This window comes from Halomonas campaniensis, assembly GCF_002211105.1.
Taxonomy (GTDB): domain Bacteria; phylum Pseudomonadota; class Gammaproteobacteria; order Pseudomonadales; family Halomonadaceae; genus Vreelandella; species Vreelandella campaniensis_A.
Window position 1 is genome coordinate 411,411 of sequence record NZ_JPUA01000034.1, and the last position, 12,402, is coordinate 423,812.

At 56.1% G+C, this 12,402-nt stretch carries 8 protein-coding genes; all 8 read left to right on the forward strand.

Annotation, left to right across the window (positions count from 1 at the left end; translation table 11 throughout):
- Window positions 1-224: 224 nt before the first annotated feature.
- A complete protein-coding gene (locus tag JI62_RS14360; RefSeq protein ID WP_240513255.1) occupies window positions 225-752 on the forward strand; it encodes an RNA polymerase factor sigma-70 in 528 nt (175 codons plus the stop codon).
- A 123-nt stretch (window positions 753-875) separates the two neighbouring features.
- On the forward strand, window positions 876-1,082 hold the full coding sequence (locus tag JI62_RS14365; RefSeq protein WP_088700803.1) for a FecR/PupR family sigma factor regulator: 207 nt from the start codon (window positions 876-878) through the stop codon (window positions 1,080-1,082).
- Window positions 1,083-1,331: 249 nt separating this feature from the next.
- Window positions 1,332-1,577 (forward strand): MbtH family protein, encoded by a 246-nt coding sequence (locus JI62_RS14370; RefSeq protein WP_035564240.1) that lies wholly within the window; start codon window positions 1,332-1,334, stop codon window positions 1,575-1,577.
- Entirely contained in the window at window positions 1,567-2,307 is a 741-nt protein-coding gene (locus tag JI62_RS14375; protein WP_088700804.1) for a thioesterase II family protein, read from the forward strand. Before JI62_RS14370 ends, JI62_RS14375 begins: the two co-directional genes overlap by 11 nt.
- Window positions 2,285-3,004, forward strand: coding sequence for a 4'-phosphopantetheinyl transferase family protein (locus JI62_RS14380; RefSeq protein WP_088700805.1), 720 nt, complete (start codon window positions 2,285-2,287; stop codon window positions 3,002-3,004). The genes JI62_RS14375 and JI62_RS14380 overlap by 23 nt, the downstream gene beginning before the upstream one ends.
- A gap of 10 nt (window positions 3,005-3,014) precedes the next feature.
- Window positions 3,015-4,016, forward strand: a complete 1,002-nt coding sequence (locus JI62_RS14385) for a TauD/TfdA family dioxygenase (protein WP_088700806.1) — start codon at window positions 3,015-3,017, stop codon at window positions 4,014-4,016.
- 75 nt (window positions 4,017-4,091) lie between these two features.
- Window positions 4,092-9,422, forward strand: a complete 5,331-nt coding sequence (locus JI62_RS14390; RefSeq protein ID WP_088700807.1) for a non-ribosomal peptide synthetase — start codon at window positions 4,092-4,094, stop codon at window positions 9,420-9,422.
- A 3-nt stretch (window positions 9,423-9,425) separates the two neighbouring features.
- Window positions 9,426-12,402: amino acid adenylation domain-containing protein (locus JI62_RS14395; protein WP_141101336.1), on the forward strand; the 2,977-nt coding region annotated here is incomplete at its 3' end.

Here is a 12,402-nt window from a genome sequence, read left to right on the forward strand (position 1 = left end):
GCCGATGACAGGCGTAAAGTTGGTTTAATGGGAGGTCATCGATGCATTTGGCGTATGAGAGATGCCCCTGTTACATGTCGCTATTAACTGAGCCAACAAAAAATCAACCAGCATATCGTTATAAAAAGTGGATTAGCTCACACCGGTTGACTTACCTGATGGTAACGCAAATAATAATTGTTGCCATTTATTCCGTGGTGTTAATCAAGGCAGGAGGCCGTGCTGTGGATACCCAGACCTGGAGCGCTGAGTTAGAAGACATCTTCGTTAATCAGCGGCCCCGGCTCTGTTGTGTCGCCGCAAAAGTCTTGGGCAATGCTGATCAAGCCGATGATGTCGTGCAAGACGCCTATCTGAAAATTTCAGAGGCAACCACGCTTTTTGAGGTAAAGCAGCCCATATCCTACGTGTCACGGGTGGTGCGCAATCTCGCCATTGACCGCTGCCGCCGTTCCGCGTTTGAGTCAGCGCTGTTTGCAAAAGCAGAGGAGGGGGATAACGCCTCTTGTGCGTCACACTCACCTGAGGTGATTGCCATTGATCGCCAGGCGTTGGCTCAGGTGGTCGAATCGTTGAACGAACTGCCAGAGCGTACGCGACGCGCCTTTGAACTTTATCGTTCGGGAAACCATACCCAGCGGGAAGTGGCGTTACAGCTAGGTGTTTCTACCACGTCAGTTAACTTTATGATTCGCGATGCGCTGACTCATTGCCACCAGTCGCTACAAGGTCGGTCGTTGCCAGATAAGTAAATCGGCGTTCCGTCCCCTCTTTGTTGTCGCTTTGTTACACTGTCAGCCAATAGCGTTGAGAATATCAGGCGCTTCCATAGGCAGGTAATAAGCAGGCCGCAATAGCGAGGTTTGACAGTAACGATGGATAACGACAGCGGCGACGATGCCGTTTGGCAAACAGCGCTAGATTGGCTGATGCGCGAGCATGAAGAGACGTTAAGCGACGTTGATCGCGAAGCGCTGCATGCGTGGTTAGCGGTTTCTTCCCTGCACCGCCGAGTCTTTCATGAAGCAGAACAGCTCTGGATGCTAACAGGGCTGATCCCAAGCGGTGATGAGCGCAACTGATAAGCCACTTTTTTTACTCTCCTCCTTCGATTTTCAGGCTAACTCAATGGTCGCGAGCTAACGCTGCCTCCCGCCGGAGCAATTTTTAGCCTGACAAGGGTAATGCGACGCCCTAGCGCCCCCTCCCCCCTATTTTTTCTACTTTCTTCCTTTCCAGCATTAAATTTTCTGGTTCCTCACTCGTCATTAAGTAATGAGAAGCAATTGCGTTTTATTTCTCATTTCTTAGGCAACGGTGAGGTTAGTCCCATGACAAGCTGTTTTGATCGTGAAGATGGTGTCTTCCGCGTATTAGTCAACCACGAAGAGCAGTACTCCCTCTGGCCAGAATGGAAAGCGATTCCCGCTGGCTGGACCGATACCGGTGTACTTGGCGATAAACCAACCTGCCTCGACTACGTCGAAAAGACCTGGACTGACATGCGGCCACTGTCGCTGCGCCAGTGGATGGATGAGCAGGCTAACGCTGAGGCGGAGCAGGTGAATGCAGGTTAAGCGTTTAAGACTGCTCTGCCTGCCCTGCGCCGGGGCCAGCGCCACCATGTATCTGCGCTGGAAGCGCCAGTTGCCCGCCTGGGTTGAAGTATATCCCGTCGAATTGCCTGGGCGTGGCGAACGCCTGGGCGAGCCGCTTATCGATGACTTCGAGACCCAGGTGGTGCGGCTGTGCGAAGAGCAGGCAACGCGGATGCGCGGTGATTTTGCCCTGTTCGGCCACAGCATGGGGGCGCTGCTGGCCTACGGCATGGCGGCACGCTTACGCGATGTGGGGCGCCCTCAGCCACGGATGCTATTCGCCTCAGGCAGTGCGGCACCCTCAATGCGCGACTCAGAGCGTTTAGCGGGGCTTGATAACGATAAGGCCTTAATCGCGGATCTGCGCCAACAGGGCGGCACCCCAGAGGAAGTCTTCGAAAGCCCTGAGCTGCTGCGCCTTACCCTCGATATCTTGATGGCGGACTACCGCCTCTGTCGCAGTTTCCGCTATCGCGGCGGGTCGCCGCTTGCTTACCCCCTACAGGTACTCGCTGGGCGTGAAGACGATATTGAGCAAGAGCGTTTGGAAGCGTGGCAGCGGGAAGCGGGTGGGGCGTTCTCTTTAGACTGGTTCGAAGGGGGGCACTTCTTTATTCGCCAGCAGCAATCGCAAGTGCTGGAAACCCTAAAGCGGGCACTGGCCCGACGGCTTGAGGAGGTACCTCATGCAGCGCCTGCGGTTAGCTGAAGGGGTGCCCGAGGGGCTTGAGGTATGGCGCTTAGCGCTCGACCTGAATGCCCCGGTAGCCGACGACGATGATCGTCTGCTGAGCCGAGCTGAGTGGCAGCGCGCCCAGCGGCTTCGCCATCACGCCGATGTCGTGCGCGCCGTGGCGACACGCGCGGCCCTGCGGCGACTGCTATCCGCGCACACCGGTATAGCGGCAGAAAAGTTGGTGTTCACTCAGAACGCTTACGGCAAACCCGCGTTGGAAAACGTTGATGGGCCTGCTTTCAATGTCTCCCACTCTGGCAACGTCGCCCTAATTGCACTAGCCCCCGGCGGCTCGGTGGGAGTCGATATTGAGCGTCGTCGATCCGAGGCCGAACTGGCGCCGCTGCACGGGCTGGTGCTATCGCCGAGTGAGCAGCTCGGCCACGCACGCGACGGCATCGCACTGCCCTTTATGGAGCGCTGGGTGGTTAAAGAGGCGGTGCTCAAAGCCTTGGGCCTGGGCATCGCTGATCATTTGCAGGCGCTCTCGATCACTTCCTCTTTAGGGTCGCCAGGCACCTATCACCTTGAGCACTCGCTTCCCATTTCATCATCTTTGCAAGCATGGCCGCTGCCAGCGCCGAGTGGCTATGCCGCTGCCCTGGGCTATGTCGATTCAGGCTATTCCCACGCAAACGCCCAGGGTAAACGCTACTCAACGAATTTTTAGGAGATCAATAATGGACAGCCAAAGCGCAACACTAACGCAACCAACCAACGTCATATCCAAACGTCAGGGGCCAGCTGATTCGGAGCTGCCCATTATGATTTCTCCCTCCTACCCAAGGCAGCCTCTACTGGAAGCCTTTGGCGAGTTGCGCGCGGATATTGAGACGCTGGTGGCCAGAGTCGGCGGGGTGCTGCTAAGAGGCTTCGATGTTCCCTCCGTGGACGATTTTCAGCAGTTTGCTGCCGCCTTTGGTCATCCGCTGCTGAGCTATGAGTTCGCTTCTACGCCACGTTCAGCGGTGTCATCGGGCATTTATACCTCGACCGAGTATCCCGCTCATCAACATATTCCCCTCCACAATGAGCAGGCCTACACCCGCGAGTGGCCGATGAAAATCTGGTTCCACTGTGTCACCGCTTCCCCCGAAGGGGGAGAGACGCCGATAGCCGATAGTCGCACCATTTACCGCCGTATGCCGGTAGAGATCCGCGAGCGCTTTGCCCCCGGCATTCTCTACGTACGCAACTACGGCGATTTCGATATGCCTTGGCAAAAGGTGTTTAACACCGAAGACCGCGCCGAAGTGGAGGCATTCTGCCAGCGCGCGGGTATTCGCTGTGAGTGGAAGCCCGATGGCGACCTGCGTACCACCCAACTGTGCCAAAGCATAGAGACTCACCCTGTCACCGGTGAGCAGGTGTGGTTCAACCAAGGCCATCTTTTCCATGTCTCCAACCTGCAGCCAGAGGTGCGAGAGTCGCTGGAAGAGCTGCTAGACCCCGAAGACATGCCGCGCAACGTCTTCTTTGCCGATGGTAGCCCCATTGACGATGCCATCTTCGATGAAATCCGCGGCGTACTGGCCGATGAAACGGTGATGTTCCCCTGGCAGGCAGGCGATGTGCTGATGCTCGACAACATGCTGGTCGCCCATGCACGCACGCCGTTCAAAGGGCCGCGCAAAGTCGTCGTCGCCATGGCGGAAGGCCACGGCAACCTCTCCAACGACTGAATACAACGGCTCAATCCCACGCCACGGCCAGGAGTTCCAGCAGGTACGCATATGAATATAAGGCACGCTCATACAATGAACAGCCACCCGTCCCATAATGTTGCTAACCACAGCGACGTTTTTAGAAGCTATGTCGAGCATTTAAGTCGCCTGGCCCGGGAAAGGCCCAGCGACAGGGCGCTGATTGTAGTGAACGCACAAGGTGAGACCACCCTTGACTACGCCACCCTGGAGCGGCGCTCCCGCGCCCTGGCCAGCGAGCTCCAGCAGCGGTTCCCGGCGGGTGAGCGTGCCTTGATCCTGCTGGATAACGATGAGCACTACGTGGTGGCGTTCTTCGCTTGCTTGTACGCCGGGGTGATTGCTGTGCCGGTCTTCCCGCCGGAGTCGGCCAAGCAGCAGCACCTGGCACGTCTGCTCGCCATTGCCGCCGACTCCCAGGCTGCCTGTGTGCTTACCTCTACAACGATTATCGATGTGGTGGCATCTGCAAGCGAAGGCTTCGGCAGCGCCGAACTGATCCCCGTGGATGCCTTAGATGAGAGCCGCGCTGAACACTGGATTGAGCATCACCCAAAGTGTGATGATATCGCCTTTTTACAGTACACCTCAGGCTCCACGGCCACGCCCAAAGGCGTTATGGTCAGCCATGGCAACCTGATGGCGAACGAGCGTGCTATCGAGACGGGCTTCTCGATTGGTGCCGACGATGTTTTCGTCAGTTGGCTGCCGCTTTACCACGACATGGGACTGATCGGTGGCCTGCTGCAGCCCATCTATCGCGGTATCCCTGCGGTATTGATGAGCCCCACCTTCTTTCTGCAGCGGCCGGTACGCTGGCTGGAAGCGATCTCCCGCCACCGGGGCACCATTAGCGGTGGCCCCGATTTTGCCTACCGGCTGTGTCTTGAGCGTATCCGCGACGAGCAGCTTGAGGCGCTCGACTTATCCAGCTGGCGGGTTGCGTTCTCAGGCGCCGAGCCGGTACGCCACGATACCCTCACTGGCTTTATCGAACGCTTCCGCCCGGCGGGCTTTGCCGCTGACACCGCAGCACCCTGTTATGGCTTGGCCGAAGCGACGCTATTGGTTAGCTGTAATTCGCGCGGTACGGGCGTGGTGGGCACGGCTTTTTCTCAACAGTCGCTGGCCGAGGGAAAGGCTGCCTCAGCGGTTGAAGGCAACACCCTGGTGGGCTGCGGTACACCGGAACCCGGTCACGCAATCGATATTGTCGATCCTGAGGGGCTTCACTCGCTGCCCAGTGGTGACGTCGGCGAGATCTGGGTCAACGGGCCCAGCGTGGCGCACGGGTATTGGCAGAACCCAGAAGCAACAGCGAAAGCCTTTGTCACCCGCGATGGGGTCAGTTGGCAGCGCACCGATGATACTGATGCACAGAACCACGATGCTCGCGATGATCGCTGGCTGCGCACCGGCGATCTGGGCTTTCTGCACGAAGGGCAGCTGTATATTGCCGGGCGTATTAAGGATTTGATCATTCTGCGCGGCCATAACGTCTACCCCCATGATATCGAGAGCGCTATCGAGGCGGAAGTGGAAGCAGTGCGCAAAGGGCGCGTGGCGGCCTTTGCAGTGACCACCCCTGAAGGCGCCGAGGGGATTGGCGTCGCGGCAGAGGTCTCCCGCGGCATACAGAAACTAGTGCCCGCCGAGAAGTTGGTCGAAGCGCTAAGCGAGACGGTGGGGAGCGCTTGCCACGAGCCACTTTCTGTAGTGCTACTGCTCAACCCAGGTGGCCTCCCCAAAACCTCCAGCGGCAAACTGCAGCGCAGTGCCTGCCGCCAAGGCTGGGAAGCGGGTAGCCTGGATGCCTACGCCATTCACGCCTTTGGGCGTTTTGTCAGCGGTGGTGACGCTGAGGGCGGAGGAAAGTCATCGCACTCTACTGCGGAAGCTGGAAGCGAAACGGAGCAGGCGTTGGCGAAGCTCTGGTGCCAGGTGCTGGGGGACGGCAAGGAAAAGCCGTTGGGAAGAGATGCCCACTTCTTTGCTAACGGGGGTAATTCTCTGGCGGCGGTGCAGTTGGCTTCGCGCATTAGCGATCATTGGGCGATTGATTTTTCAGCTAAGTCAGTGTTCGAACACTCCTCACTGGGCGCTATGGCAAATGAAGTCGAGCGTATCAGCAGTGATCATGTCCATTCTGGGCGCTCGCCGATCCCAATATTGTCACCTACACAGCGTGCCGAGCCACTGCCTCTCTCTCATGACCAGCAACGCCTATGGTTTTTATGGCAACTGGAACCTGAGAGTACGGCTTACCATATCGGTGGCGCTCTGCATTTATCAGGCCAATTGGACACTGTAGCAATGCGTGATGCCTTTGACGGTTTGGTAGCCCGGCATGAGTCGTTGCGTACGCTGTTTTACGTTGATAAGGACGGGGTTCCCAAACAGTTAATTAGGCCTGACGCTTCCTTTGACTTGGAGATCGTCGATTTTCGTGGCATGCCTGCTGAGGAGGCCCAGCAGCGTGAGGATGACACGATACGACGGATTAATGATGAGCCGTTCGATCTCTCAACAGGCCCTTTGTTGCGGGCCGCGTTGCTGCGTGTGAGCGACGATGCATATGCCTTGGTCGTTGTCATGCATCACATTATCTCGGATGGCGTATCGATGCAGATTATGCTTGATGAGTTGGTGGCCTTCTATCGTGCCCATATGCGTCGTGAGCCTGCTCAGTTACCTGAGTTGCGTGTCCAATACGCTGACTACGCAAGTTGGCAGCGTGACTGGCTGTCAGCTGGTGAGGGAGAGCGACAGCTTGCTTACTGGCAACAACAGCTTGGCAGTGAGCACCCTGTGTTGGACTTGCCAACCGACCATCCCCGCCAGACGTCGACGGCCAAGCGTGCCGGTCAGTATGAGTTTTCTCTTTCCAACGAGCTCCAAGTGGGCCTGCGCCGACTCGCCGAGAGCCAGAATACAAGCCTTTTCACTGTGCTCTTGGCCGGCTTTCAAGGACTGTTGCAACGGTATAGCGGGCAGCAAGAGATTCGCGTGGGAGTGCCGGTAGCTAATCGGCAGCGTCAGGAAATAGAGGGGGTAATAGGTTTTTTTGTTAATACCTTGGTATTGCGCAATGACATCAATAGTCGCCACTCATTTGAAACGATACTGACACAGTGTCAAGACGCTGTTGTCGGTGCCTTGGCGCACTCAAACTTACCTTTTGAGCAGCTAGTTGAAGCGCTACAGCCCACACGTAATTCGACTCATAACCCTCTTTTCCAGGTCATGTTCAACTATCGGCAAGAGGATCTCACGGCGTTTCAGACATTGCCCGACCTGACACTGACTGAGTCAGGGTTTCTACAGCAGGATGCTCAGTTCGATTTAACGCTAGAGGTGCGGGATTTCCCTGATGGACAGCTGAAATTTAGCATGGTTTATGCGTCAGAGCTTTTCGAGCCTGAGACCATTCAACGCCTTGCAGGATACTTTGAGACACTACTGCAAAGGTTGCTTACGTCACCAGGGCAGGCACTGGGCGATATCGAGTTGCTTGAAAATTCTGAGCAGCAGCAACTTATTCAATGGGGAGTAAACTCTCAAGGATACTCCGATGCTGCGCCAGTTCATCATTTGATTGAGCAACAAACTGCGGCAACCCCTGAAACCACGGCGCTTGTATTTGCTGATCAGTCACTCAGCTACGCTGAGCTTAATACCCACGCCAATCATCTAGCGCACTATCTAATCGGCCTGGGAGTGCGCCCCGAAACCCGAGTGGGCATCGCCATGGAGCGCTCCATCGATATGGTGGTGGGGTTGCTGGCGATTCTCAAGGCGGGCGGTGCCTATGTGCCGCTGGATCCAGAGTATCCCTCGGAGCGGCTGGCGTTCATCGCCGAAGATAGTGGCATCGAGCTGCTGCTGACTCAGCACCACTTGCGTGGCTCATTGCCGGTAGCGGATGGACTCAGCGTTGTTGAGTTAGATCGACTGGATATAGCACATCACGTCTCTTCCAATCCTGCAGTGGTGCTGCACGGCGAGCACCTCGCCTACGTGATTTACACTTCAGGCTCCACCGGTCGGCCCAAGGGCACCGCCATCCGACATGATGCCTTGACCAATTGCATGATCTGGATGCAGGAGACCTACCAGCTCACCGATACCGATGCCGTACTTCACAAGGCACCGTTCGGGTTCGACGTCTCTGTATGGGAGATTTTCTGGCCGCTAAGTGTCGGAGCACGTTTGGTGATCGCACAGCCGGGTGATCATCGCGATCCTGAGCGTATCATTGAGTTGATACAGAAGCATGGAATTACCACACTGAATTTTGTGCCTTCGATGTTGAAGGCCTTCCTGGCCTTTCCCGATGTTAAAACCAAGACGCGTCTCAAACATATTATGTGCGGTGGCGAGGCTGTTCCAGCGACGTTACAGCAAGATGTGGCTGAGCGACTTGATGGTGCCAATCTGCATGACCTGTATGGCCCAACCGAAACCACGATACATGTCACTCATTGGTGGTGTCGTGATCAAACTCACCGCCAAATTCCCATTGGGCGGCCCATCAGCGGCACCCGAACCTATGTATTAGATGGTGAACTCAACCTAGCACCTCAGGGCATCTCTGGAGAGCTGTATTTGGGTGGGGTAAGTCTGGCCCGGGGGTATCTAAACCGTAGTGATTTAACGGCGGAACGTTTTGTTGCTGATCCGTTTGCACAGGGCGAACGCCTCTATCGCACGGGGGATCTGGTGCGCTGGCGAGAGGATGGACAGCTCGAGTACCTGGGGCGCCTTGATCACCAGGTGAAGATCCACGGCCTACGCATTGAACTGGGCGAGATAGAAGCTGAACTGCTGGCTCAGCCAGAGGTTAGCGAGGCAGTGGTGATCGCCCAAGAAGATCCTAATGGCTCGAAGCTGGTGGCGTACGTGGTTCCCCAAGTAGGCATCGAACTCGACACTAGCCCACTACGCGAGCGACTGAGCCAACAGTTGCCGGATTATATGGTGCCGAGAGCGATGGTAGCACTAGATGCGCTGCCGCTGAATGCCAACGGCAAGGTGGATCGCAAAGCGCTGCCCGAGCCGGACTTAATCAGCGGCACGCAGTACGAGCCACCTCAAGGTGAGGTGGAAGATGCACTAGCGGCGATCTGGAGCGAGGTGTTGGGGACAGAACGGATAGGCCGCCATGACAACTTCTTCGAGGTAGGAGGTCACTCGCTTGCAGCGATTCAGATATCAGCACGTTTCACGCAGCGCTTTGGAGAGGCGTTGCCAGTAAGACTTATTTTTGAACACCCGACGCTGGCGAAAATGGCAACACGAGTCGCGTTACAACAGGTTAATGCCGATGGTGGCCGCGCGAAGAGACTCTCCACTATGGATCAACTGCTCAACGAATTGGAGGAGTAAGGCATGGAATTGGACGAAAGAAAGATTGCTCAACGTTTTGCAGAATTACAGGTTGATGCGCAGCGAAGTTTCCTGAATAAGCTGAGAAGTAGTGGCATTGATTTTCGTGAGCTTCCTATCGTGCCCGTTAACCGAGCTGAGCAACTTCCGTTGTCATATTCGCAGCGTAGCTTATGGTTGACATGGCAGCTTGATCCGGCAAGCCCGGCTTACAACATGCCAGGTGTGTTTTATTTGCAAGGCCCACTGGATGTTGCTGCATTCGAGTCGAGTGTGAATGACCTTGTGGCGCGCCATGAAGTACTCCGCACGATATACCCTCAGAGCAGTGAGGGAGAACCTCTCCAGGAGGTTCTCAATGACTGGCGTGTTCCCGTATTACACGATGATTTACAGCAATATACCGAGTTAGAGCAGGAAAAAGAGCTACAGCGCCTCATTGGCGAGTTCTCTCAGCGCCCGTTTGCGATTGATGTTGAGCCGTCATTCCGCATGGCAATCTACCAGTTAGATACTAACCATCATGCAGTTGCCATTGTATTGCACCATATCGCTTGTGACGGTTGGTCGATTCAGTTGCTCATCAATGAGTTGTTCGAGTTTTACGAAGCCCGAATCCAACAGCGCAATGCTGCATTACCTTCGTTACCCATTCAGTTTGGTGATTATGCTGTTTGGCAACGAAGTTGGTTCGAGGCTGGCGAAATGGAGCGGCAGCTAAACCATTGGCGCCAGCGCCTGGGGGGCTCGCACACGCCTATCGAGCTTCCTTTGGATCGTCCAAGAGGCTCACAGGCGACATCGAAAGTCGGTCAGTGTCATGTTCAATTATCTCAAGAGGTGAGCCATGGTATTCATCAGCTAGCCCGTGAGCATGGCGCTTCACTGTATATGGTGATGCTGTCACTTTTAAAGCTGACGCTACATCGTTTCAGTGGACAAAGCGACATACGTATAGGCTCTCCCAGTGCTAATCGGAACAAAGCTGAAACACATGGTTTGATTGGTTACCTGCTCAATATTCAAGTGCTGAGAACCTTATTAGAGCCTACCAAGGGGTTTACCAGCTTATTAGGCGCCGTTAAAGAAACCGTGCTTGATGCACAGGACTACCAGGATATTCCTTTCGATATTCTGGTAGAAGCGTTACAGCCTGAGCGCCAACCTGGAGTACATCCGCTATTTCAGGTCAAGTGCACCCAACAGAAAGAGCTGGAGAGGGAAAAGGCAGTAGGTGACTTAAAGGTATATCTTGAAGGACTAAGCGGCGGTGATGCGCACTTCGATCTGAGCTTTGACTTTACCGATACCACTGATGGTATTCGCTGTGTATTAGCCTATGCGGCGGCACTGTTCGACGAAACAACAGTCAAGAGATTCGCCGAAGCACTACAAAGCCTGGCTGAGCAAGTGCTGAAAACGCCGAGTACGCCATTGGCATTGCTCGAAATCCCCGCCCCCACTTCGGTGCTTGAAGGAAATACAACTACATTCACTTCTGGGAGCGTTATAGAGCTTTGGGATCGAGCCGTCGAAGAGCACTCCCAACAACTTGCGATGCAAGATGAACCGGATAATGCAGCCACCTATGCCAGCTTGGATGCTCAGGCCCAACGGTTAGCGGCAGAGTTAATGGCACAGGGAGTCGGCCCTGAAGTACGCGTTGCCATTCACGCTGAGCGTTCGTGCGAGTACGTGCTCGGCATTCTCGCCGTACTCAAAGCGGGCGGGGCGTTTGTACCGCTGGATCCGCAACTACCTACGGAACGTTTGGCCTATCAACTGACTGACAGTGGCGCTCGCTTACTACTGAGCAGCACGCCTTGCGGCTGGAGTGATGACATTCCGGTAATGGAGCTGGCGTTTATCAACGATATTCCGGCTGCCGTAGAGCACGAACTGCCTGTCATTCATCCCCAGCAGACCGCCTATGTGATCTATACCTCTGGTTCCACGGGCAAGCCTAAAGGGGTGGCGATTAGTCACGGTGCTCTGGCCAATTACGTACAGGGTGTTCTGGAGGCGCTGGCGCTACCAGAGGATGCCCGCAACCTGGCTATGGTGTCGACGGTGGCGGCGGATCTGGGGCATACGGTGTTGTTTGGTGCCTTGTGCACCGGCCGCACCTTGCACCTCATTTCCCCCGAGTGCGCTTTCGACCCGGACGCCTTTGCGGCTTATATGCGGGAACAGCAGGTGGATGTACTCAAGATTGTGCCCAGCCACCTGCGGGCACTGCTGAGTGCGGCAACTCCGGCTGACGTGCTTCCGCACAAGCGCCTGATTCTGGGCGGCGAAGCGACCGACTGGGCGCTACTGGCGCGTATCACCGAACTCAAGCCAACCTGCCGGGTGCTCAATCACTACGGCCCTACGGAAACCACGGTAGGTATTCTCACCCAGCAAGCCGACGTGGCCGATCAAACTGCCAGCACGCTGCCGATCGGCACACCGCTGGCCAATGCTCGGGCCTATGTGCTCGATCCCTGGCTTAATCCGGTGCCGAAGGGCGTTGCCGGTGAACTCTACTTGGGTGGGCCAGGGCTGGCTCAAGGCTATCTACAGCGGCTGGGGCAAACGGCGGAACGTTTTGTTGCCAGCCCCTTCCATGAGGGGGAACGGCTCTATCGCAGCGGTGACCGAGTGCGCCAACTGCTCGACGGTAGCCTGGAGTTCCTTGGCCGTGTGGATGATCAGGTCAAGATTCGCGGCTATCGGGTGGAACCGAGCGAAATCGCTGCCCTGTTGCGCGACCAGCCAGGGGTCTCTGAGGCCGAAGTGGTCGCGCGGGAAAACGAGGAAGGCCGTGCGCAACTGTTCGCCTACGTGGTGATGGCAGCCGGGAGCGACATCGATGACGCCGCGTTACTCGCGCAGCTTGGCGAGCATGTGCCGGACTATATGGTGCCCAGCGGCTTGGTACGGCTGGATGCCTTACCGCTAACCGCCAATGGCAAGTTGGATCGCAAGGCGCTGCCCG